A 24,220-nucleotide genomic window follows, 5' to 3' on the forward strand; every position below is an offset into this window, starting at 1 on the left:
TTTCTAATAAAGTCAGTTCTTTCATTTTTGAATGTTGTTTTTAGATTTAAATAGTCTTTATGTTTTTTAATTTAGTTTTTTCAGGGTATCCCAAGTGAGTATAAGTGATAAAGCTAAAATGAAAATTCCCCAAATATATCCCCAAGCGATCTGTTTATTGATTTTAGGGTTATTGCAAAATTTAGGTTTCTTTTTAATGATCTCTTTATATTTGCCTTTTGCGTATAACATGCGGTAAAATATGAAATATAATAAAGGGAGAGGGAATAATGATAAACAAAAAAGAGAAACGTTCTCTGCTAAATTTATGTCATAATATATGCATATAGTTTGTATTACTATAACAAAAAACAAGCTGGTAATAACTGATAATGCAGAAAGAGCCATTATTTCCGGGTCTGGGTTATTTTTTTTATAACTCAAATAACAGTAATAGAAAACCGTTTCGAAAAAGTGCCTCATATCAGTGCATTTAAGGTATTTTGCAAATGAAATAATTAACAGTTCTTTTTCTTCCGGAATTCTTTGATCATGGAGTCGATCTTTTGGGCAGCCGGAGTATCATCGTTTAATTCTATTCTGTATTTCGATAAAAAAGAATATTCGCTTTTCGAGGAGATATGGTCTTTTTGTAACAGAGCCTTTATTTTTCCCTCGAATTCCTGAAGTACGGTTTCTGCCCTTTTTATCTCAACTTCATCGGTTGTTTGGCAGATATAGTCATCGACCATACGAGCTTCCTCGGCATCCCGTATTCCCCGTTTCAGGATTGTCCGTATTTTCCGGTTCATTTTCCATTTTTCGGGAGCTAACCCTTCTCCTTCTCCGAAATTTTCGATTAATAACCGATCTATTTCTCGAAGGTCTTCAGAGTCTTCGATTCTTGTATCGGCAAGTTCGTGCCCATCTAAGAAGTCATGCCATACCATCTCGATTTGTCTTTTTGTATATTTTTTTAGTTTGATATTATTTATGATATCCGTTAAAATGTTTTTTGAGATTGTATCAGATATGTTGCTTATCTCATAAGTCAACAAAATGATTACTTTTTTTTCTAATAAAGTCAGTTCTTTCATTTTTTTGTATTTTTAGTTGTATATTGTTTTTGTTTTCAATATCCGGAATAAGGCGCTAATTGTCCAAAATATTTGTTTGATTGACGATGAAAATATCTTCCATTGGGATTATATTTAGAAACAGCTCGAATAGAATTTCCTAAAAAAGGAGAGCCTATTCCTCCGTAATGATCGATTAACTGTTGTTCTCTTCCTCGTATAGCATGTTTGCCTTCAGTTCCAAATGCAGCACAGTCTAATTGGGGATTTCCATAACCCAAACTTCGTCTATATTGATGATGATAATATCTGTTCATCATTACTTTATAAGGATCTCCGTTCCCACTGGCTCTTCCAACATATTTCATTCCGTCCGGTCGACTTAAAACATAAGTTACATAGGTACGGGTTTGGCGTTCTATGATTTCTTCTGCAACAGATACAACACCATAGGCAACTCCTATACTCGCAAGCTCGTATCCTAAAATCGATTTTTTCGGTAATCCTGCTATTGCCCCGTATCCTGACTGTGGGATCACCAATGCTACGGCAGCTGTTTCCATGTCGGATTTCATGAAGCGTATTTCTTGAAGCCATCTTTCATTACGCTCTGATTGTTCCGGTTTTGGAGCAATGATAGCCATACGGCTTTCACCGTTCAATGTATATCCCACAGAAACACCGTTATCCCAACCGGCATTTATCATATAGTTGTTGTTGAATCCTATACCGGCATTGCCTGATATTTTTCCTGAGGTATTATACCCTGCACTTACGATAATGTTCGTTCTTTTCCAATCCCATTTAAACGGATTCAGCTTGCCGTGATTGGCTTTAACGCCATCGTAATAGACTTTACCCATCATTAGGCCGATACCGATACCTGTGGCTACTCCCAAAAATTCTCCCGATGGATCGTTGAATTGTATGGGATTGTTCAATGCATAGGCATACCGGTTGTATGCCAACGGATTGTCCGGATCGGATATATACGGGTCGGGAGAGAGAAAGCGTCCGGTAAGCGGATCATAGAGCCGCGCGTTCATGTTGATAAGCCCGAACTCGCGGATATGCTCATGTCCGGAAAATCCCCGTCCGAACAGAAGCGGAGCTTCTCTTCCTGCAGGAGAAATGTCTCCGAACTCTGAATCGCGCAATTTCCCCCACGGGTCATAATAATATGTGCCTATTGCCGTATTCCCACGAGCTTGTATTATGCTGCCGAGATGGTCGCGAAACAGCCGGAATATCTGGTAAGAACCTCTGTTCGCCAGATCGATCTCCAGCACATTCGTTGCGGTATAGGGCGTTCCGTCCAAATATACATAGATTTTCTCGTTTCCGGTATCGGTGCGTACATGTTTTTGATAGATGCCTTCGGCAAGGTATTTGTTCTCTTCGGTCAGTACGTCATCTATATACAGCCTTGACGAGGATCGGAAGCAGTCCGGCCCATATCGGAATATCAGTCGCTTATTTCCCATCGACAGTGTGTCGGGACGGTCGAAAGAAGTGTACGACACCGACAGTTGCTGTTCGGGAATCAATCCTTCCGGGTTTTCTGCTTCGGTGATGGCATAGGGATTTGCCCCGTTATAAGACATGTTTCCTGTTTCCGGTTTGAATATTATGTTGCCGAACTTGTCATATCGGTATTCTTTTGTTTTTCCTGAAAGTGCGGCTCTTTGCAGTTGATTAAAGCCATCGTATTCGAAAGTTTCGGGTATTCGGATGTTTTTTTCGATCAACTGTCCGGTATAGGAATCGTATTTGTAGCTGTCCCTCCTCACTATTTTTTTTCCATTGGCAGTCTCTACCAATACCGGTCTTCCCATGCAGTCGTATTCCTGCCGGTGGATATGGTATCCGGTACTGTATTGTTCGGCTTGTCCGGCCGCATTGCATTTATGGAGCGACCATAGGTCTTCGGTTTTGCCGTTAGGAAGAGAGAACCGGATATCGGTCAAGGTAGAGTTATCGCTATATTCGTATAGTAAAGTGCCGATGATTCCCCGGTTATCGGAAAGTTCTTTGGATAGAATCAGCCCGTCTTTTCCGTATGAGAATTTTTCTCGGTAAAACAGACCGTCTTGTTCCCATTTGGTTTCGACAGGTCTCTGCAGGTCATCATAAACGAATGTTTTTTTATCGCCTGTAGAAGATATGATCGAAAGCGGTTGGAATGATTTCGGGTGGTATGAACAGGAGACCGAAAACTCAGGCGTCTGTATATCGGAGAGCAGTCCGAACGAATCGTATTGATAGAGAATCGATTTCCCGTTTCTCGTTTTTTTATATAACTGTCCTTCCCGATTATATTCCCAGAGGGTTTCACCGGCCGAAGTATCGGTAAGTTTTGTTCTCCGTCCTAAGCCATCATATTCGTATTGTACCGTTCCACCGGGAATCGCTCTCTTTATGCGGGGTTGTCCGTCGGGCCTGTAAAAGTGACGGACCGTGATCCCGTTTAAACCGCTTATCATTGTTTCACCGTTCAGGTCTGTCGTGTGCGAGGTGGTTATTCCTCCTCCTGTACTTCGGGTGATATTCCCTTGATAAGATATGGCTTTTGTCGTCAGATCGGGATATATGATACGGGTTATCCGGTCGGCACGGTCATATATGTATTGAGTCCAGTTTATCTCATCATTCTTGCGGTATGGCGTCGATTCGTGCCGTAGCCGTCCGATGTCATCATACCTGTATTGCGTGATGATCGTGTCGTTTTTTTCTATTCCCTCTTTTTCGACGCGTACCGTATTTCCGAAAATATCGGTGTAAGAGGTTTGTGCGGGGAGGTTGGTCTCCCTGACGGTTTCCCTGATAAAATTTTCTCCGTTTATCTCTACCCACATTCGGGATATTTCGGTGCGGGTACTGTCCGGACGCAAGACAAGGGTAGGTTCTCCGGAAAGGTCATGATTCAGGTAAACGGTCTTTTTCCCGAGATTATCCGTCATGCTCAGCAAAAAAAGTTTTTCCCGGTCGTATTCATAAGACTCGGAGTCGTAAACAGTCCCGTCTTCGATTGTTTTCGTTATCCGGTCGACCAACAGCCTGTCGGCATCGGAATAGGAATATACTGTCTTTTTTGCTGATCCGGTGAAATGCCGGGTCTCTTCGGAGATTTTGTTCGAGTAGGCATCATAGGCGGTTTCAGTCAATCTTTCCTGTTCTCCGTTTCGGGTTACGGATTCTTTGATGACATTTCCTTCCGGACTGTATTTATACTCGGTAACTGTTACATCTTTTTCTGAGATTCTGGTAAGTATTGTCGTTTGTTCCCGAGGTAGATTATAGGCGGTAAATTCGTCTTTCGTAAGGTTCGAGTATTCGATTTCCGTTTCGCTGACGATACTTTCGTTTGAGGAGGTCTGTCGTGTGACACGTTTCAGCTCCGGAGCTTCGTTTTCATTATAATTCAGTAATTCCTGTGTTTCCGTTATACGTGTAATGCGGTCGAAGATTTTTTTTGTAGAAGATACGGGCTTTATTGTCTTATCTGTATTGATTACAAAAACGGAAGTCTGATCTATATTCTGGTGTTGAGGCTCATTGGAAATAAAGGACGATCGATTTTGTGTCTCGACCGGATATCTTCCTTGAGAAAGCGCATTGATATAGCCGGACATGTCGCTGTCCTGAATTTCTTCATCGCCCCTTAGTAAGTCGATTGCACGGAATGAACTGAATCCGAGGAATCCCAGTCCTTCTTTATGGAAAACGCCATGTCCGTATTGATACTCAAATGATGAATGAATCTTTTCGTCGGATGTCATTATTGCGTGTCCGACCGGAAGGTATTGGTGAGTAAGGTATGCCGTGAAGGGGTGCGGATATTCTTTGTATCCGGTAGTACTCGAAATCTCGGACAGGCTTTTATATCGGGTTTTTAGGATTCTTCCGTAACTGTCGATTACCGTTGTAATGAGAGATTCCCGAGACAAGTTTTTTTTGCGAGTATATTTGAATACGCGGTAATCGTCGAGAATGTATAGCCCGTTGCTGAATGTCGTTATCCTGAAATTAGGAGAGACGTTGATTTGTTTATTGTCCTCGATATATAATATTCCGCCTTTATAGCAACAATGTATTACTTCGGCGGTATTGTCGCAGTCGATATCTACCGAATAGAAAAGATGAATGTCTTCGGTCGGGGAATTAAATGTTTTTCCGCTGACGCTCATTACGGGCGAACCGGCGCTGTCGTCTGTGTACAAATCTCCGGCAAGATAAGCAATTCCCGGTAATCGGGTGAGGAAGTCTTCCGTTATATAGGTGCCTGCGGATATACCTTCATATCGGCATTGCGTACAGGATTCATGGATGGAGGTATCAGTGGGCGTAAATGTTTCTCCTAAAAAAGTATTATGCTTTTTGCAAAATATCTTATATCTTCTTTGAGTGTATGCGGCTCGTTGCAAGTCGGCACATCCATCACCGTTATAGTCGCAGAAAGAACATCCGTCACCTAATGACCTTGAGGTGCGGGTACGCTCGGTGAAATAAAATTTTCCGTCATTACCCTTTATATAATTGCAAACCGATGTGAAATTATCTCCGGATATGATAATTTCGTGCTTACCGTCACCGTCGAGGTCGGCGGTATAAAATCGTTGTCCGGTAAAGGATTCGTTGATCGGATAATTTCCGGTAGCTACTTGATATCCCGATCCGGTATGGGCATACATATTGTAGTATCCCGTAGAAGCGTCGATTACCCGTTCGATTATTTCTGTTTTTCCGTCACCGTTAAAGTCTCCTGGTAAGAAAACCGGTTTTTTCTGTATCGGGTCTCTCTTATAACTGAAAGCTTCTAACACTTTGTCTCCTTGCATTGTGAACAGGTCGTAAATATGGATTACATATATGTCTTTTTTCGATTTGTTATAGGAGCGTATGAGAATGACTTCGTCTGTGCCGTCGCCATTAACATCTCCGGTCAATATTTGTTCTACTTTACTGTGGCTGTTTCCCGGTATTTCTATTTTTTTTATTTCCCGAGTATCACCGTGGGTAAAGACAAATATTTGTCCGTGAGGTTTGGAATAGACAAGAAACCCTTCTGTCATGGAATTTTTCAAGAAATGCCCGCTTATGATTTCTGCGGAAGGATCGTTATGAGAAGACCCTATATTTCGTTGTTCCAGTGTATTTGTATTATTATTGTACTCATATCTGAAACGGATAGGGATAAGCTCTTTTCCGTTGATCGTGTTATGAATGGATGTCAGTTTCCGGTCATTACCATATTCCAGTTTGTATTCGGCACGGATGTGGTTTTTGAAACGGGAAGTTACCTTGGTCAGTTTTTTCCCGAGCGTAAACTTGGTTCCCATTTTAAAATCGAATCGTGATTCTCCGTTGATATAGTCGAATTGAATGGATGCGAAATGATCGAGATCTTTATTTTTTCCGTATGATATTTTTGAAATGAATAACATGTTGCCGAATGTGATGTATTCGAAATCCATGATGTCTCCCTTGATACTTGTTTTTCGAACGATCGGATATTCTATCCGGCTTTCCGGTCCGTTGGGCGTTTCGTAATCTCCGATTATTCCGTCCGGAAAGAAGACTTTGAAACGTTCTATATCTCCGTTGCTCACGTATCCGGTTACCCTGATATTACCGGAGACGGTGCGGAAATAGATTTCGTTTTCGTTTTCTTCTGTTTTTATCAGTCGTATCCCGTCTAAAGAGAAAGGACAGTCTTTCCCTCTCGAAATAGCTCCGTTTTCTCCGTCATAATAAATGCATTTGTTTGTTCTGGCAATAGAGGACAGTCCTCCGATAGACCACCCTGTACCCATATTATTATAACGGTATATGCTTTGGTAGTTGAACGATAGGTCGGGTTGGAAGCCATTTCTCCCGGGAATTGTCGATATGGGAATATTATATTCCATTATGCCCGATGGCGATACTTGATAATTGAGTGGAATACCTGTCGTCTCTTTTCCTTCGACAGGTAGGGGCGTAAAGTAATCTTCTCCGCTTTCCGGCAATTCGTGTCCCCATATTCCGGCTTGAATAGCTTTATGGTCGGCATAAAACGGAGTAGGGGAGTCGGCGTAATAATTATGGTTTAGTTGTATAGATTTCAGATAATCTCTGCTGTATCCGTTATTGGCTTGAGCTTGGGATACATTACGATAGGGGGTGAATTTTTTGTCCCAGCTCTTTGCGTTTCCTAAATAATGGACCTCGTCAACCAGAGAAAAAAGCGAATTCTTAAGATAGACACTACCTCTTTTGTTGGCGAGTATGAATTTGTCGTGATAGAATATTCGAGATTCTTGCTCTGCACTTATATCGGGAAATAGATCGGAGAGCTTAAATGTTCGGTCTTTTGTGGAGTCTTTGTGGCATATAATGGCTGTTTCTCCTGATTTGAGAATAGAACCTTTTGGAAATTGGAAAGAAAATTGTCGTGCATATCTGTATTTAGAGAGAATACCCCACCCTGACAGATCTACATCATAGGGTTCGAGGTTACAGATCTCTATAAATTCTCCATTATGGCTTACATTGATGCTGTCGTTATCGTCTTCTTCATAAGGAGTGTCGTAGAATACTTCTGATATTTTTATGTTCTGAGCTGTCGAACAAAATGCCCAGATTGACAGTAACAGACATGCTAATATTTTTGATATGTTGTGATTCATGATAATCGAAGATTAAGGTTGTCGAAATATCGGCCGATCAGATGTGGTTATTATTGACAAATCGATCTTGAGGAGACAGAGCGATTATCTTGTTTTTGATTCTCGAGTATCCGGCAGAATCATTTTTCTTTATATAAAGACGGGCTAATGCATAATAAACGGAAAGTATTTCTTGTGTATGCACCGGCTGTTTATCATCCAACCGATGGTAGAATGATATTTCTTCATTTATAAAAGGATCGGGATAGATGTACTTGATGATCGGATCATCGGAGAGCTCTTCGGTATTCGGCTGATGTTTTAGGCATTTTGTCAGTATTAAGTTCAAAATATTTTCAGCTGCTTCATAATTCTCTTCAAATATATATGTCTTGGCATAATGAATCGAGAGTCCACGGGCGATACCGCCTATACCGTTCAGCAGTTCGATCCCTTGCAACAATGTTTCACGTGCACTGCTGTAATTCTTTTCTTGTATAAGGCAAGTGGCTTTACCTCCATATAACGCACCTATTTTTTTAGGTTGTAGTGCCTTGCTTTTTTTCTCGGCTTCTTGGTATAAGACTAATGCTTGGGATGCTGTATCTTTATTTTGTTTTAGTGAGTCTGCATAAGATATGGTTCTCCAGAACGTTTTTGATCGGTTGTATCTGTTTTTGGTCAGTTCGATGAGGAATTTTTGTAATTTGTATTGTTTGGCGTATTTTTTTATCTCTCCGAATAAGGAATCTGTTATTAAGTGCGGAGATAAGGTCGAAATATAGGTATATACAGTTTTGTAAACCGGATTTTGGAGGAGGTTTGATAATGTTATCGTTGTTACCCATTGTAAATGGGCTGTTATTTGTTTTGCCCTAAGTTGTTCTTCTTCAGGGAAAAACATTGTTCTTCTTTTTTTCGGTGGAATAGTGGTCGTTTTTCCGATATGACGGGCTTTATTGATAGGAGAATTCTTTTTTATCGAGGTTCTGCTATGTTCCCATGATTCTTTTATTTCCGATGTAAGTTCCGGAATTTTCGATAAAATTGCAATATCCGGCCGATGAATGGAAACTCGAGAACGGGAAGATGTATATATTCCGATTTTCTTTTGAATATCCAGTAATCCTGTTTTTAAATATTGTTTGTCAGGGAATTTGGAGATGGCTTCTATATATAGTTTTAAAGAGTAGTCGACCGGGTCGATGCCTGTCTCTTGTTCATATTTAGACCTTTGAATTTTATTTCCTCCGGATAGTGCGGTTAAAGCCCGTGCATAACGATCGTAGAATATCGGATTGTCCTGATTCTTTTTTAGACCCTCGGCATAAAGAACGCAAATATCCGATATTCTGTTTTGAGCTCCCAATACTTTTCTTAAACCGTCATAATAGTTTACTTTATCGGGATGGGCTGAGATTAATTTATTAAACAGATTTTCTGCGTTTTTGTATTCTTTTTTATAAAAATATGTAAGAGCTTGTTGCCTTGTAATTTCATCGGTCGGTAGATTGCTTGCCTTGTCTGTTATAGCTTTTCCGGGTGTGGAAAACGTTATGGGGTTTACGTATAATAGTGCGCTACCCCAGAAAAATTGTTTAAGAAAATCTCTTCTTTTTGTTTTTTTCATGGTATCGGATTCTCTTGGTTATAATATAAGTTGAAATAACCTCTTAAAATGGTTGCTTTCATCGAAAAAAAGGATTCCAGGAAGATTTTAACTTCCAACCCCCGGGACAGAGCCTGTCGCTTTTATATAATTTAAGCTATGGAATCCTATTAATGCAAATATATGTATAATTTTATTATAAACAATGTTTTTGATTAAAAAATGCAATTTATTTAAGAATCGGCCTGATTTTTCCCTAAAAGATATTATCAGCTCATCTTTGTATTTTCTTCCGAATCTATAATGATATTGGTGGTATCGACACGCTTCCTTTCTCAAGAGCGGAACTGACTATTCGTGTGTGTTTTATCCAAGCAAAATTTAAACAGGTTCTTAGACAGGCACTTAGTTTTCTGCGTTTTTATTGATTCCCGATTTTGTATTCGGTTTAAATAGCTTTCGTTGCATGAAGAGTACCCATACGGTTATTAAAGTCGCTATTCCGTCGGCAGTGGGAGATGCAGACCATACGCCGTCGAGACCCCATATTCTGGGTAATAACAAGATTGCCGGAATCAAGAATAATACTTGTCGGGAAAGACTTAAAAATATCGATATGGACGCTTTCCCTATTGATTGGAAAAAATTTGTAATGACAATTTGTGCACCGACAATGGGAAACATCATCATGGTAATTCTTAGCCCGACCGAAGAAACATCGATAAGGTGTGAGTCGGTAGTGAATGCTCTTGCAAGGTAATGCGGGAAAAAGGTCGAGCCGATAAATCCTAAAGAAGTAATGATTGTGGCGACTGTTGCCGTTAAGGTCAGAGCTTTTTGCATTCTTTGCAGATTCCCTGCTCCGAAATTGAATCCTACGATGGGTTGCATGCCTTGGCACAGGCCGATGATGAGCATGACAATCAACATACCGTAACTATTGATAATGCCGAATGCCCCGATTGCCGTATCTCCTCCGTATTTTTGTAGCGAAGTGTTCATGAAAACGGCGACAGCGCTTGCCGTGAGATTGATTAGGAACGGAGACATCCCGATAGATACGATGTTGCGTATGATCTGTCCTTGTAACCGGAATGAATGTTTGTGAAAACGAATCGAACTTTCTTTCCCGATAAAGTGGTACATAACGAATGCCGTGGATACGGCCATGGAAATGACCGTGGCGATGGCTGCGCCCTTGATTCCCATTTTGAACCAAAATATGAAAATCGGATCGAGAATAACATTCATAACAGCCCCGATCAACATCGTAATCATTGCTTTTTGGGGATATCCTGATGCTCGCATCATATTGTTGAAACTGTAACATAAATTGGTGAGAGCCATGCCGGGTAACAGATAAAACAAAAATTCCCGTGCGTAGGGAATTGTTTTATCGCTTCCTCCGAATTGCCTCAGTATATCGTCCATAAAAAAAATGAAAAACAGAATATAGCAGGCTGCTAAAGCAAGTGTGAGAACAAGGCTGTTTCCCAATATTTTTTCTGCTCGTACCGGGTCTTTCTGTCCCAGTACGATCGATATGCGTGCAGATGCCCCGGCTCCGACCAACATTCCGACAGCTGCCGTAAGATTCATGATCGGAAATGTCAGAGCCAATCCCGAAATGGCGTCCGGACCTACTCCTTGACCGATGAAAATACGGTCTATAATGGTATAGAGAGACATAACCATAGTTCCGACAATAGCCGGAACAGCATATTGCCATAGAAGTTTCCCGACCGGTTCGGTTCCGAGTTTATTGCTGGGCAGAGTACTTTGTGTCATAATATAATGTGGAGTCGAATATTTCCTACCTTGCTACTTACTTAATTTTATTTATCTTTCCAATCTCCGTTTATTTTTATTAATTCTATCAATTTTTCTACGGCTTGTTCTTCAGGGATATTCTTTTCAATGCATACTTTATTTTTGTACAGGCTGATTCGATCTCGTCCTGCTCCTACATATCCGTAGTCTGCATCCGCCATTTCTCCCGGACCGTTTACGATACATCCCATAATTCCTATTTTCAGACCTTTTAAGTGAGAAGTGGCAGCTTTTACTTTGGCGATTGTTTTTTGCAGGTCGAACAACGTCCGTCCGCATCCGGGACAGGAGATGTATTCGGTTTTGCTGATACGTTGTCTTACTGCCTGAAGGATTCCGTACATACAGCGTATCTCGGCCTCTGTCGAGATATTTCCCTGATTTTGCAGCCAAACTCCGTCTCCGAATCCATCGGATAATAAAGCCCCGAAATCAGCTCCTGCTTTGATCTGCAGGTCTTCATTATCGTTTTCTGTGTAGTTCTGTTGAAGAATTACCGGAGTATTTAAACCCCGACATAATAATTCGTGGAAAAACGCTCTTTGCTCCCCGACCGGGTTTTTGTGGTCGGAGGTCAGAACCGCTACGATGTCGTCATTTTCTTTTAATATCCTCCATAGCGTTTCGTTGAGTTGGGGATAAGAAAAGAGTAGAAATTTTGTCTTTGCTTTTACTGAAGGGATAAGCCCGACGGATTTTGCTGTAAATAACGGATATACGTTCGGTTGAGGAACATAAACATCTGCATCGACAATTCGTGCGGCAGCGTCCGGATATTTCTTCGGGTCATTATTCCCTATGTACCAATAATCAGGATATTGTTCTCCGATTATGCCTATTATGTCGACATTTTTTTCAAGTGCATTGGCTATGGTAACGGGAACATTGTTACCTCCAATATTCCCGATGATTTTACTTTTTCTTCTTTCCATGCGGAGAAAGTCGAAGTGTGGGTATGTTTTCCCTTTAATCGGGGTGTGGTTTTCTCTGTCGGTAATATAATCGACAAGTTTGCGAGCTACCGGAATTTCCGCTTCGGGAGCTTCACTAAGAGAAACCCGTATCGTGTCTCCGATTCCGTCGGCGAGAAGTGTCCCTATACCTACGGCAGATTTTATTCGTCCATCTTCTCCGTCGCCGGCTTCCGTCACTCCGAGATGTAAAGGGTAGTTCATGCCTTCTTGTTCCATTTTTGCAATCAACAATCGTACGGACTTTATCATGATTCCGGTATTCGATGCTTTAATCGATAGTACGACGTCATTGAAATTTTCTTCTTTACATACTCGTAAGAATTCCATACATGATTCTACGATTCCGGCCGGAGTGTCTCCATATCGGCTCATGATGCGATCGGATAGCGATCCGTGATTTACACCTATACGTACGGCAGTATGGTGTTCTTTGCATATATCGAGGAATTGAATAAAACGGGCACGTAATTTTTTGATTTCTTCTGCATATTCTTCATCGGTATATTCGAGATGAACGAATGTTCTGGCACTGTCAACGAAGTTTCCCGGGTTGATACGGACTTTTTCAACGATTCGTGCGGCGGCGTCTGCAACGTTCGGATTGAAGTGTATGTCGGCAATCAGCGGAGTATGGTATCCTCGTTTGTGAAGTTCTTTTTCTATGTTTGCGAGATTTTCTGCTTCTTTTGTCCCTTGAGCTGTCAGCCTGACATAGTCTGCTCCGGCATCGATGATACGAATACTTTGCTCTACACAAGGTAAAGTTTCTTGTGTGCGAGTATTAGTCATAGATTGTATGCGAATCGGATTTTCCCCACCTAACGGTGTATTGCCTATTCGGGTAACAGAACTTTTCCGACGATGATAATTGAAATAGTCCATACGGGTAAGATGATGATAAAGAGCGGAAAAAATCCGGTTAGGATTTTTCACCGCTCTGAAAATCGTTATTTTTAATTTGTTTTGAATTTATATTCTATTTTGGACAATTGTTGGTTGGCATCTACGATCTTTTGGGCTAAACCTTGTTTATACGCTTTTAAGCGGGCGTTGATTTTTTCGTCTCCGAGAGCGAGCATTTGAGTTGCAAGAATAGCTGCGTTCAGAGATGCGTTGATTCCGACTGTTGCGACAGGAATACCCGGGGGCATCTGTACGATAGCATAAAGGGCGTCTATTCCTTCCAGACTTGATTTGATCGGGACTCCGATAACCGGAAGGGTAGTCATAGAGGCAATAACTCCGGGCAAATGAGCTGCCATTCCCGCTGCCGCAATGATTACTTTGATCCCTCTCGACTCTGCATTTTTAGCAAATTGTTCCACTTCTACGGGAGTGCGATGTGCAGATAATGCATTCATCTCGAACGGAATCTCAAAGTCGTTGAGCAGTTGTGCTGCTTTTTCCATGATAGGCAGGTCTGAAGTGCTGCCCATGATGATGCTGACAATAGGTTTCATCTTTTTGTGGTATTATTTTATTGTTTAAGTAATATTAAAGTAAAATGAAATCAGGAGTATCGATCCGAATACCCATACGAATCCGTTCATAGTACCTGCTGCGACCTGCATTAATGTGTGGCGTCCTAAACCGATGCGGGAACTCCCCAATATTCCGGCCAGCATGATGAGGGAACAAAACAGTACGATCGGAAATGTCATTTGTATGCTCGCTAATCCGAAAGCTAATCCTGTCAGTCCGCCTATTCCTGTCAGATGTGCACTGATTTTCCAGCGTATATTTATTAATAGAGCTGTAATTATCGAACCGATGCAGCCGATAAAAAATCCGAGAACCCATATCGGAAGCCGGGTCTTATATAAGAAGTAAAGACAAAATCCATATCCGAACAGATTTATCAGATACGGAATTTCCCGGTCGTTGCGGTCATTCAGTCCTATGCTTTTTACTTTTTTTGTTTTATACATCCATAAAATAGTCATTGCAGGAATAATTGCCGTAAAGAACAGAACGCCGGATGCTATGAATAATTTGAAGGAAATAGGCAGGATATAAAGATAAGAAAAGAAAAAAATGATGCAGATGCCGTAAAACGGCATCAATAACGGGGTCAAGACAGCTGAAAAAAAGTGAGCCAGCGTTTTCATTCTGTATGTTGAGTTTTATAGATTTATATTTCTTTCCTTAAACGGGCTACCGGAATGCCTAATTGTTCTCGATATTTAGCAACTGTACGGCGGGCAATAACATAGCCCTTTTCTTTTAGCAGATCGCAGAGTTTGTCATCTGCCAGAGGTTTTCGTTTGTCCTCGTTCTCGATACATTGTTGTAAAATTTTCTTTATTTCCCGGGATGAAACTTCTTCTCCCGATTCGTTTTGCATCGATTCGGAGAAAAAATATTTCAAAGGAAATATTCCGAAATTCGTTTGTACATATTTACTGTTGCTTACTCGGGAGATGGTAGATATATCATATCCCGTACGTTCGGCAACATCTTTGAGTATCATCGGTTTCAGATTGCTTTCGTCTCCTGTCAGGAAAAAATCTCTTTGTAAATCGATAATTACCTGCATCGTATTCAACATTGTTTGTTGTCGTTGCTTGATAGCGTCGATAAACCATTGAGCAGAATCTAATTTTTGTTTTACGAATAATAACGCGTCTTTTTTATCCCGGGTTTGGTTTTGTTTATTTCCCATGTAATCTTCTAACATGTGAGTATAAGAGCGGTTGACCCTTAATTCCGGTATATTGCTGTTATTAAGGCTCAATGTCAATTCTCCGTCATGAGAATCGACTATGAAATCGGGGATAATATGGCTCATCCCGTCAGAAAACGAGTCGCTCCATGAACTTCCCGGTTTCGGATTGAGCACCGTGATTTCGTGAATTGCCTTTTTCAGTTCTTCTTCAGAAACATTATATTGTTTTTGTATTTTGTCATAATGCTTTTTTGTGAATTCATCGAAAGATTTGTCTATGATTTTATAGGCTAATAGTGCTGCCGGAGTACCTTCATGGCGTTCTAACTGTAATAACAGACATTCGCGCAGATTGGACGCTCCGACTCCTGCCGGTTCGAAATCCTGAATCATTTGTAACAGATCTTCGAGTCGTTCGGTGGAAATGTCTATTCCTACCTGAAAAATGAGATCGTCTGATATTGCAGACAACGGACGTTGCAAATAACCGTTGTCATCGATATTACCGATAATGTATTCTGCTATTTTGGCATCTTGTTCCGACAGGTTTCGTTCTCCTAATTGTTTCAAGAGAAAATCATGAAAAGTCGATCCGCCGGAAAAAGGAATATCCTCATGCTTTTGGTCTTTTGAGAAATTGTCTGCCTCGAGTTTGTAATCGGGAATATCGTCTTCTGTCAAGTAGTCTCCCATGGAGATGTCTTCCGCACTTTCGGCAGATGCATCGGTATCTTCGTTTCCGAATTCGTCGGTATCGGGATTTTCATGTTCTTCTGCTCCTTCGTCAAGTGCCGGATTATCGATCAGTTCTTGTTTGATGCGTTCCTCCAGCTCAATAGCCGTCAGTTCAAGTAGTCGTATCACCTGTATCTGTTGGGGTGACAGCTTCTGTTGCAGCTTTTGTTGTAGTTGTTGTTTCAGCATCGGTTTCCTCTTGAAATTTTCGAACGAAGATAGCTTATTTTATTGGAAAGAGGGAATTTTTACTTAATTTTTAGCCGTTAAAAATCGTGACAACGAAAAATTATCTTTACCTTGAATTTTTGTCTGGAGTTTAGAGCCTGTCTGAATATTCCGATAATGTAATTGGTCCAAATTATCTTTTTTTCAGCCATCCGGGAATGACACATACACCTATGGCTAAATAGAGGTAATAGGTGATGATTCGCCATATAAACGCGATAACCAATGCTGTTCCTGCAATAGGAAAGAAATCTGCATAATATTGATTGAACATATATTCGCTAAATCCGCTTCCTCCCGGAGTCGGACTTACGGTCATAACGATCCATAAGATAAATTGTCTGCCGAATGCCAATAGTTGTTTTCCGGTAACAGGAGAAAATGCAAGAAGCAATGCATTCACGACAAGGTAACGAGATACCCAAGAAAAGGCCGTAGCTCCGAATGCCGAAATCCAAAAAGAAAAGGGCTTTTTTCCTATTGCATGAGAACTAATGACCAGATTGTCTCCTAATTCGGAAATTTGCTTTTTCCATCGTTTGAGCATCCTAATCTTGAATATTTTGTTTAATGAGTCTCGTATCCATTCCGGTTTTTTGAAAAGCCCTATGTACAATATAAACGTCCAAATCACTATGAGTATATAGACGAGAAAAAAAAGGTTCATGATACTTTTAGATAGGATTGTCGTTGTTCCGAAAAGTTCGGGAATAGAGATGCTGATTAGAATTATCGGGATGGAAATTACGAAAAACAGTTCGTCTAAAAATAGACTGGCGAACATCATTGCCGTACTGCGTCCGGCATTGATTCCTTCTTTGTTGAGAAATACGACGATGAGGCTGCTGCCTCCTACTGCAGAGGGTGTGACTGCCGATGTGAATTCGCAAAGGATATTGACTCGTATTGCCTGCCACCAACTCAATGTATTTCCCGATATTTTACGATAACGCCAAATCAGTCCCGCATCTCTTCCCAGCATGAATAAAACAGCTATTGCGACGAATGTTGCTGTTTTGAGGGAAAAAGATACATGCGTAAAAATGTGCGGATCAAACTCCTTCCAAAATAAATAACATATCACTGTCAGTCCGATAAGTACCGGTAATAAGATATAAGCAACAGTTTGTAGCGGCTTTGTTCGTATATCGGTTATTTCAGGCATAACGTTTTAGTAAAGATTTATATCGGTCTTGTACTTCTTCTGTTACATTCTCCCATGACCGAGCTATTGTATTGGATGCTGTTATTCCTGTCTGACGAACTTTTTCTGGGGATTGTATGAGGTCTGTTAGTTTTTGTGCAAATTCTGAAACAGATCGTCCCGATAAAAATCCGTTTTGCATGTCTTTAACAATTTCGGCAGAGGTTGCTCCGGATATTAATAGCGACGGAGTTTGCATGGAAGCGGCTTCTCTAACGACTAAGGGTGCATTATCGTATAGTGACGGGAATAAAAAAAGATCGGCGGCGGCATAGTATCGCTTTAATTGTTCTCTGTCGGTGAGATTTCCTACAAACTTGATTTTGTCGGTTAGTTTAAGGTTTTTAACTTGTTCATGTAATTCTTTTTCGGCATATCCTGATCCGATGAAGAACATTTTAAAAGGCTTTTCTCTTATAAGTGATAGTGCGTCAATGATCAATTCCGGATTTTTTTCTCTGATATGTTGTCCGACAAAAAGAAACATTAATTCACGATCGGTAATATTTAATTCTTTTCGCATGTCGAATCTTAGAGTCGGAATGTCTGTCGATCCTGAAAATTCAGTTCCGTTGTCCACTATTTCTACTTTCCCTTTATATCCGTATTCCCGTATTGTGTCTTCTACGGCAGCTTGGGGTATCCATACTTCGTCTGCAGCTTCGTAAAAACGGATTATTTTGCGAATGAGCAGGGCTAAAAGAGTTTTATTGGGGATGATTCTTTTGAAATCATCCCGGTATTTTGAATGAAAAGTTGCAATTATAGGTATATGCTGGCTATGGGCTATACGCATGGCCAGCTCTCCCGAAGAAAAAGGACAGTGTGCGTGTACTAAAGAGAAAGGCTTTTGGCAAATATGCTCATAAAAAGGCAGGTCGATACGAGGAAATCCTAATCTATAAGGTTTTCTCATAGGTATCGGGATAGATGTGTAACTATATATCGGGTATTTTTCTGTGTATCGAGTTCCCGGTATTTTAGGTGTTACGACACATACATTTTCATTTTTTCGATTCAGCCAGTAAGCATAATTTTTGACGGTAAGAGATACTCCGTCCATAATGGGCGGGAATCCGTCATTAAAAAGTCCGATCAATCGTTTATCCATATCAATTCATTAGTCTATGCTAAATAAACAATGAAATGTTACGATCGTTTAACGAAAGGGTGACAATTTAAAGACTGTTTATAGTTAGACAGCTATTTTAGATAAAGAACATGAGAATTACTTGTGCGATAATTACCCGCAAAAACATACATAACGGATATACCGTGGCGTATGAAACAGCGGGATTGTCTCCCGGAATAGTATCGTTTGCATAATTCAGAGCCATCGGATTCGCCATGCTGCCGCACATCATTCCGGCTACCGATCCGAAATCGAGCTTGGTAATGCGCAAAGCAATTAATGCAACGATGATTACCGGAATAAACGTAATAGCGAATCCGAGAAGTATCCATATTAATCCTTCCGGGCGGATTACCGTTTCGAAAAAATGTTGTCCTGCATCCAGTCCCAGACATGCCAGATACATAGATAATCCTAATGCTCGTAACATTAAGTTAGCGCTGCGGGTAGTATAAGTGATCATGTGTAAACGCGGTCCGAAACTTCCGATAAGGATTCCTATAACGATAGGTCCTCCTGCAATTCCCAGTTTTACGGGTGTACTTATACCCGGAATCGAGAATGGTATAGCTCCGAGAGCTAAGCCCAATACGATTCCGATAAATACAGAGATCAAATTAGGTTCGTTTAAGCTTTTGACAGCATTCCCCAGAACTTTTTCTACATTTTGTATGGCGGCTGCTTCGCCTATGACCGTCAGTCGGTCTCCCATTTGCAATATAAGATCCGGAGTGGCTAACAATTGTACTCCCGAACGATATACCCTACTTATATTTATACCGTAATGATTTCGTAATCGTAAGGAGCTGAGTCGTTTCCCGTTAATTTCAGGGCGAGTTACGACGATTCTTTGAGAAATGAGCTGACTGTCGATGGCATTCCAGTCTATATCTTCTTTATTCCAGTCTTTATTTTCGTGCTCTCCGAAAAGAACCGTAAGTGCATCGACATCTTTTTCGGAAGTGATCACCAGCAGCCGATCTTTAGCTTCCAGTTTTTTTTCAGATGTGGGAATGCTCACTTTGCCATCTCTCCAAAGTCGGGAAATAACGAATTTTTTTTGACTGAGAGATGCTGCTTCTCGTATGCTTTTTCCTATAATACCGGGGTTGTTGACTTGGAACTCTGCGATATATACAGGTTTTTTCTTGTCTTTCTCTTGCTCGGGAATATCCGATGCCCGTGTAAATATTTTTCGTGTGGCGAATATTGCGAGAATTACGCCTAAAACACCTAAAGGATAGGTAACCGCACAACTTAGTGCCGGAGAATTAGACGGCAACCCCATTTGCTTCAAAGTTTGTTGCGCCGCACCTAAAGCCGGAGTATTGGTTGTTGCGCCACATAGGATACCGATCATGTCGGGTAGAGAAATACCGCAAGTGAGATGAAAAATTACCGTCATGATAGTACCAATGAACACGACACCTAAAGCGAGAGCATTGAGCGTAATGCCTCCTTTTCGAAATAATCCGAAAAATCCCGGACCGACTTGCAGACCTAAGGCATATACAAAGACGATGAGTCCGAAACTTTCTGCATAATTGAGCATTTGCGGATCAACCGTGATTCCGATGTGTCCGGCCATGATTCCGATGAAAAAGACGAATGTCACGCCTAAAGAGATGCCGGCTATACGGATTTTTCCTAATACCAATCCTATGGCGGATATTAAAGATACGACAATAACGGCCTGCATTGCCGAATGTTCGGAAAATAGACTATATAACCAATTCATCATTCTTTTTGCTTTTAGGCAAGAGCTTGCAAAGATAGAAACAAAATCTTTGCTTTTATATAGAAATACCGTTTAAAAAAGGAAATAGTTTTTCCCGTAGATTGTCTTCCGGACATACTTGGCATACTTGAAAACCGGCTTGTCGTGCCCCTTCGATATTTTCTATTTTGTCATCTAAGAATAACGATTCGGATGGATTTACTTTTGTGTCATCGATTACTTTGCTATAAAATTCTGCATCGGGTTTTGATGCGCCTATCTTGTAAGACAAATATAGCTTATCGAAATAGTCGTCTATGGTGAGCCCGTTTTCCCGGAACAAAAATTTTCTTGTATATTCGATGTGAGTTATATTCGTGTTACTAACCATATAAATGGGGAAATTCTCTTTTAAAGTGCGAAGAATTTTTAGTTTATAAGTCGGGATCGTTTGTATGATCTTGTTCCATGCTTTCCGTATCTCGTTATCTGAAGCTTTTATGTTCAGAGAGATCCTTAATTGTTCGAAGAAATCTTTTTCTTCTGTTTGCCCGTTTTCAAAATCTCTGAGGATTTTATGGAAACTTTTCGAATTAAAGGTTTCGGGAACAGTTGCACCTAACTTGCAGAATGCCTCGATTGTTCCGTTAAAGTCTAAATCGACTAAAACTCCTCCGAAATCGAAAAAAAATTGTTTTACCGGTATCATAATGGAATTAATATTTGAAACTGCTGCCTCCTAAAAATTCTCGTAATAAAGATGTCGGGGGAATTTCATGCTCGTTAAGAGGCAAAAAGAAATCCAGAAACTTGAGTAAGCGGTTTGCTTCTCCATATTCGGTACAATCTCTGGGGACGGCGTTTAGGATAGGCATTGCCCTCCGTTTTAAAACGGCGAGTTCAAATAATAGCGATGAGTTGAACATGGCGTCGGCATTCTCCTGATAAGGAAAAATCCATTTTTCTTCACCTCTGCGCACACTCGGCCAACGGGCTATTGTACTTTGTGCCGTGCTTCCTCGATATTTTGCATCTCTGATGATGCGACGCAATAGCCGATTGTCTGTTGTCGGTACCCAGTTATGGTCATCTATGGATATAGATGTCAGTGCCGATACATATATTTTGAACTTTAATTTATCTTCGATTTGTGGGGTTAAATCCGGATTTAAAGCGTGGATACCTTCTAATATAAGAACTTCCGATTCTTTTAATCTTAGTTTGTTTCCTCGATATATTTTTTTACCTGTTTCAAAATTATAAGTGGGCAGGTCTATTTCTTCTCCTTTTAAAAGTCTGTTGATGTCGTTATTGAATAATTCCAGATCGAGGGCATATAAAGATTCATAATCGTATTCTCCGTTTTCATCGAGAGGAGTTTCTTCCCGTTCTACGAAATAGTTGTCCAGAGAAATGGTTACCGGACGTATCAGGTTTGTCATTAATTGTATTGCCAGTCGTTTTGAAAAAGTTGTTTTACCAGAAGATGAGGGTCCTGATATTAAGATAATTCGTGCTCCATCTCCGTTTCGGTTACGTCTGGTTATTTCATCGGCGATATTGCTGATTTTCTTTTCATGTAAAGCTTCCGAAACTTTGATCAAATCTGTTGCCTGACGGTTTTCTATGGCGAGATTTAAATCACCGACGTTATTCAATCCGATAATGGAATTGAAATGTATATATTCTTTGAATGCAGCCAACATTTTATCTTGCTTTACTACAGTGCCCAAAACCGAAGGATTTTCAGCCGAAGGGGGAACTAACAATAACCCGCCGTCATATTTGATCAGATCAAATAAGTTCAGGTATCCGGTAGAAGGAACCAGACAGCTGTAATAGTAGTCGATGAGGTTATCGAGTCTGTAAAAAGTCGTATATAAAGATTTTGAAGTTTCCAGTAAGTCGACCTTATCCAACAGATTTTGTTCTTGGAAAAGTTTTATGGCATCAGACGTTTTACATTCGATTCGCTGGAAAGGCAGATTATCTGTTATGATTTTTCGCATTCGGGCTTTTATGCGATCGGTGGTCTCTTGAGAAATTTCTTGTCGGTTGTTGATCCCGCAGAAATAACCTCTCGATATAGAGTGCTCGATCCGTAACCGAGCTCCGGGCATTACGTCTTCCAACGCTTTATAAAAGACAAAGCAGAGAGAGCGTACGTACGTTCGCATACCGGATGGATGAGAGGCATCGATAAATTCTATATCTTTAGGACGAAATACTCGATAATCGAGATCTTCGGTTTTATTATTGACTCGTGCACAGAGCACTTGATATGGCAGTTTTACCCCTGATTGACCATATATTTGAAGCAGAGAATCGCCTTCGTTTATTTCAAGAATTTGGTCGGTGTTTTTACAGTGGACCAGCACTTTATTACTCATAGTTTATTTGTTATAGTATGTTTGATTTGCAACAGAGATTGAATAAATATTACATTCTCAAGAAAATTCAATGATCTACTCTGTCGTAAATTCTCTTATTTTTTTTATTTTTGCCTCAAATTTGCATTCAGCTATTATGCACGCTAAATATATTATATTCTTGCGGATTAAACAAAATATCAAATAAAGTAAATCGAGATGGAGTACACATTTTTTGACTTTTTGACGCTTATTGGCTCATTGGGTTTATTCTTGTACGGGATGAAAGTTATGAGTGAAGGGCTTCAAAAAGTGGCAGGAGACCGGTTGAGAGGAATTCTTACTGCGATGACTACCAATCGGGTGACCGGTGTGCTTACCGGAGTGTTGATTACCGCTCTTATACAATCTTCTTCCGCAACGACGGTGATGGTTGTCAGTTTTGTAAATGCAGGCTTACTTTCTTTGACACAGTCGGTGTCGGTTATTATGGGTGCCAATGTGGGTACTACCGTAACGGCGTGGATAATTTCTATTTTTGGCTTTAAGGTAAACATCAGTTTATTCGCTATTCCATTGATCGGTTTGGCGATTCCTTTTATTTTTTCCGGAAATAGTCGGAGGAGATCTTGGGGAGAGTTTATTATCGGTTTCGCTTTTTTGTTTATGGGACTTGAGTTTCTTAAAAATTCAGTTCCTGACATTCAAAATAATCCGGAGATACTTTCGTTTCTTACCGAGTACACCAATATGGGCTATCTGTCGGTATTGCTTTTTCTATTGATAGGGACGATTGTTACTATTGTCGTTCAATCTTCCAGTGCGACAATGGCAATTACTCTGATTATGTGCAGTAAGGGTTGGATTTCGTTCGATATAGCTGCCGCAATGGTTTTGGGCGAAAATATCGGAACGACTATTACGGCTAATCTGGCGGCTTTGTCGGCTAATGTTTCGGCAAAGCGTGCAGCTTTTGCGCACTTTATGTTTAATATTTTCGGAGTATGCTGGATGCTTATTCTCTTTTTCCCGTTTACTCATTTTATCGGTTTTTTGGTAAAAGAACTTACGGGGGGATCTCCGACAGACTTGATGACTTTTATTCAACATCATAGTCCTGCAGTTGTGAATCGTATTTCTGCAGAGAGTGCAGCCGGACTGTCTGCTGATGAGTTGGCATTGCGAGCACAATATCAAGGAATGCAGGTTACAGTGTCTTATGCTTTGTCTCTTTTTCATACGGTGTTCAATATTCTGAATGTTTTGGTGATGATTTGGTTTGTAAACTTGTATGTGAAAATCGTTACTCGGGTTATTAAACTGAAGCATAGTGATGATGAAGAGTTTCAACTTAAATTCATTTCCGGCGGAATGCTTTCTACATCGGAGCTGTCTCTTTTACAGGCGAAAAAGGAGATTGCTTTATATGGGCAGAGAACACAGCGGATGTTCGGAATGGTAAAAGATTTGATTCACGAAAGGGAGGGGAGCGAGACTTTTTCTAAGATATATAGTCGGATCGAAAAATATGAGAAGATCAGCGATAGGATGGAATTGGAGATTGCGGCATATCTGAATCAAGTTGCAGACGGGCGTTTAAGTTACGATGGAAAATTGCAGGTAAGCGCGATGTTGACGATGACTACCGAAATAGAAAGTATCGGAGATAGTTGCTTTCATTTGGCTCGGACCGTGATTCGGAAGCAGGAAGCAAAAGTCGAATTTAATGAAGGTATAGAAAAAGATATAGATTTGATGTTCAAACTGGTAAGCGAAGCTCTTGATAATATGAATGTTATTCTTGATAAGAATGACATGGCAGAATCTGATTTGAATAAATCCTATAATAAGGAGATGGAAATTAACAATTTCCGGAATCAGCTCAGAATGGAGAACATCGAAAATATTAATTCTAAAAAATATGAATATCAGTCCGGCATTTATTTTATGGACATTATCTCGGAATGTGAGAAATTAGGGGATTATGTGGTTAATGTAGTCGAAGCAGTGAAAGAAAAAAGGAGAATGAATTAATCATAACTTGACTTGTATATA

Annotated in this window: 14 protein-coding genes; 1 reads left to right on the forward strand and 13 read right to left on the reverse strand. The window is 40.4% G+C overall.

Annotated features, from left to right (window positions below; translation table 11 throughout):
* Positions 1-497: 497 nt before the first annotated feature.
* The 13 genes from Q0093_RS09705 to Q0093_RS09765 all read right to left on the reverse strand — a co-directional run bounded on the left by Q0093_RS09705 (position 498) and on the right by Q0093_RS09765 (position 22,186).
* Complete coding sequence (locus tag Q0093_RS09705; protein ID WP_297929975.1) at positions 498-1,076, reverse strand: hypothetical protein; 579 nt, start codon at positions 1,074-1,076, stop codon at positions 498-500.
* Positions 1,077-1,111: 35 nt separating this feature from the next.
* Entirely contained in the window at positions 1,112-7,723 is a 6,612-nt protein-coding gene (locus tag Q0093_RS09710) for an RHS repeat-associated core domain-containing protein (protein ID WP_297929977.1), read from the reverse strand.
* A 37-nt stretch (positions 7,724-7,760) separates the two neighbouring features.
* On the reverse strand, positions 7,761-9,332 hold the full coding sequence (locus tag Q0093_RS09715; protein ID WP_297929979.1) for a hypothetical protein: 1,572 nt from the start codon (positions 9,330-9,332) through the stop codon (positions 7,761-7,763).
* A gap of 384 nt (positions 9,333-9,716) precedes the next feature.
* Positions 9,717-11,099 (reverse strand): MATE family efflux transporter, encoded by a 1,383-nt coding sequence (locus tag Q0093_RS09720; protein WP_297929981.1) that lies wholly within the window; start codon positions 11,097-11,099, stop codon positions 9,717-9,719.
* A gap of 47 nt (positions 11,100-11,146) precedes the next feature.
* Entirely contained in the window at positions 11,147-12,997 is a 1,851-nt protein-coding gene (locus Q0093_RS09725; protein ID WP_297930054.1) for a 4-hydroxy-3-methylbut-2-en-1-yl diphosphate synthase, read from the reverse strand.
* A 71-nt stretch (positions 12,998-13,068) separates the two neighbouring features.
* Complete coding sequence (purE, locus tag Q0093_RS09730; protein WP_009318161.1) at positions 13,069-13,575, reverse strand: 5-(carboxyamino)imidazole ribonucleotide mutase; 507 nt, start codon at positions 13,573-13,575, stop codon at positions 13,069-13,071.
* A 24-nt stretch (positions 13,576-13,599) separates the two neighbouring features.
* On the reverse strand, positions 13,600-14,223 hold the full coding sequence (locus Q0093_RS09735) for a hypothetical protein (protein WP_297929983.1): 624 nt from the start codon (positions 14,221-14,223) through the stop codon (positions 13,600-13,602).
* A 23-nt stretch (positions 14,224-14,246) separates the two neighbouring features.
* Positions 14,247-15,704, reverse strand: a complete 1,458-nt coding sequence (gene rpoN, locus Q0093_RS09740) for an RNA polymerase factor sigma-54 (protein WP_294176487.1) — start codon at positions 15,702-15,704, stop codon at positions 14,247-14,249.
* 172 nt (positions 15,705-15,876) lie between these two features.
* Positions 15,877-16,908, reverse strand: coding sequence for a lysylphosphatidylglycerol synthase transmembrane domain-containing protein (locus Q0093_RS09745; protein WP_297929985.1), 1,032 nt, complete (start codon positions 16,906-16,908; stop codon positions 15,877-15,879).
* Positions 16,901-18,046 carry a glycosyltransferase gene (locus tag Q0093_RS09750; RefSeq protein WP_297930056.1) on the reverse strand — a complete coding sequence of 382 codons (1,146 nt, stop codon included), beginning with the start codon at positions 18,044-18,046 and terminating at the stop codon, positions 16,901-16,903. The genes Q0093_RS09745 and Q0093_RS09750 overlap by 8 nt, the downstream gene beginning before the upstream one ends.
* A 109-nt stretch (positions 18,047-18,155) precedes the next feature.
* Positions 18,156-19,817: a putative transporter gene (locus tag Q0093_RS09755; protein ID WP_297930058.1), complete on the reverse strand. Its 1,662-nt coding sequence runs from the start codon at positions 19,815-19,817 to the stop codon at positions 18,156-18,158.
* A 55-nt stretch (positions 19,818-19,872) separates the two neighbouring features.
* Positions 19,873-20,505 carry an HAD family phosphatase gene (locus Q0093_RS09760; RefSeq protein WP_297929986.1) on the reverse strand — a complete coding sequence of 211 codons (633 nt, stop codon included), beginning with the start codon at positions 20,503-20,505 and terminating at the stop codon, positions 19,873-19,875.
* Between the two features lie 7 nt (positions 20,506-20,512).
* Positions 20,513-22,186 (reverse strand): nucleoside kinase, encoded by a 1,674-nt coding sequence (locus Q0093_RS09765; RefSeq protein ID WP_297929988.1) that lies wholly within the window; start codon positions 22,184-22,186, stop codon positions 20,513-20,515.
* A 198-nt stretch (positions 22,187-22,384) separates the two neighbouring features.
* On the opposite strand from Q0093_RS09765, the gene Q0093_RS09770 reads away from it, so the two are divergent.
* Entirely contained in the window at positions 22,385-24,199 is a 1,815-nt protein-coding gene (locus tag Q0093_RS09770) for a Na/Pi cotransporter family protein (RefSeq protein ID WP_294176478.1), read from the forward strand.
* The last annotated feature ends 21 nt before the right edge of the window (positions 24,200-24,220 follow it).

The sequence above is a fragment of the uncultured Coprobacter sp. genome (genome assembly GCF_947855755.1).
Classification (GTDB): Bacteria; Bacteroidota; Bacteroidia; order Bacteroidales; family Coprobacteraceae; genus Coprobacter.

Coding starts and splice junctions, on each gene's coding strand:
- purE (WP_009318161.1), bottom strand. CDS start 13,575: ATGAAACCTATTGTCAGCATCATCATGGGCAGCACTTCAGACCTGCCT.
- rpoN (WP_294176487.1), bottom strand. CDS start 15,704: ATGCTGAAACAACAACTACAACAAAAGCTGCAACAGAAGCTGTCACCC.
- Q0093_RS09710 (WP_297929977.1), bottom strand. CDS start 7,723: ATGAATCACAACATATCAAAAATATTAGCATGTCTGTTACTGTCAATC.
- Q0093_RS09755 (WP_297930058.1), bottom strand. CDS start 19,817: ATGAATTGGTTATATAGTCTATTTTCCGAACATTCGGCAATGCAGGCC.
- Q0093_RS09765 (WP_297929988.1), bottom strand. CDS start 22,186: ATGAGTAATAAAGTGCTGGTCCACTGTAAAAACACCGACCAAATTCTT.
- Q0093_RS09735 (WP_297929983.1), bottom strand. CDS start 14,223: ATGAAAACGCTGGCTCACTTTTTTTCAGCTGTCTTGACCCCGTTATTG.
- Q0093_RS09705 (WP_297929975.1), bottom strand. CDS start 1,076: ATGAAAGAACTGACTTTATTAGAAAAAAAAGTAATCATTTTGTTGACT.
- Q0093_RS09725 (WP_297930054.1), bottom strand. CDS start 12,997: ATGGACTATTTCAATTATCATCGTCGGAAAAGTTCTGTTACCCGAATA.
- Q0093_RS09720 (WP_297929981.1), bottom strand. CDS start 11,099: ATGACACAAAGTACTCTGCCCAGCAATAAACTCGGAACCGAACCGGTC.
- Q0093_RS09745 (WP_297929985.1), bottom strand. CDS start 16,908: ATGCCTGAAATAACCGATATACGAACAAAGCCGCTACAAACTGTTGCT.
- Q0093_RS09770 (WP_294176478.1), top strand. CDS start 22,385: ATGGAGTACACATTTTTTGACTTTTTGACGCTTATTGGCTCATTGGGT.
- Q0093_RS09715 (WP_297929979.1), bottom strand. CDS start 9,332: ATGAAAAAAACAAAAAGAAGAGATTTTCTTAAACAATTTTTCTGGGGT.
- Q0093_RS09760 (WP_297929986.1), bottom strand. CDS start 20,505: ATGATACCGGTAAAACAATTTTTTTTCGATTTCGGAGGAGTTTTAGTC.